Here is a 375-nt window from a genome sequence, read left to right on the forward strand (position 1 = left end):
GCACAGCACCCAGGGCACCGACAGCGACGGTATTCAGGACGACTTCGCGGTCACCCTGACCGACAGCGATGGCGACGTCGCGACCACGACCCTCACGATCGACGTGAAGGATGACGTGCCGGACGCCGTCGACGATGACGGCGGCGAGATCAACGAGAACACCCCGATCACCGTCGACGTGCTGGCCAATGACGTCGCCGGCGCCGACGGCCCGCTGACCCTGACCGGGGCGAGCCTGGATGACCCGGCCCAAGGGTCGGTGACCTTCAACGCCGCCGATGGCACGGTGACCTTCACCCCGGCGGATGGCTTCGACGGCGAGGCCGTGATCAGCTACAGCGTGGTCGATGCCGACGGTGATACCGACAGCGCCAC

1 protein-coding gene is annotated in these 375 nt (G+C 67.7%); it reads left to right on the top strand.

The window, feature by feature from the left end:
- A partial coding sequence (locus tag ACUN9Y_RS22230) for an Ig-like domain-containing protein (protein ID WP_445462916.1) occupies positions 1-375 on the top strand: 375 nt, incomplete at both ends.

It is taken from the genome of Halomonas sp. V046 (genome assembly GCF_052645355.1).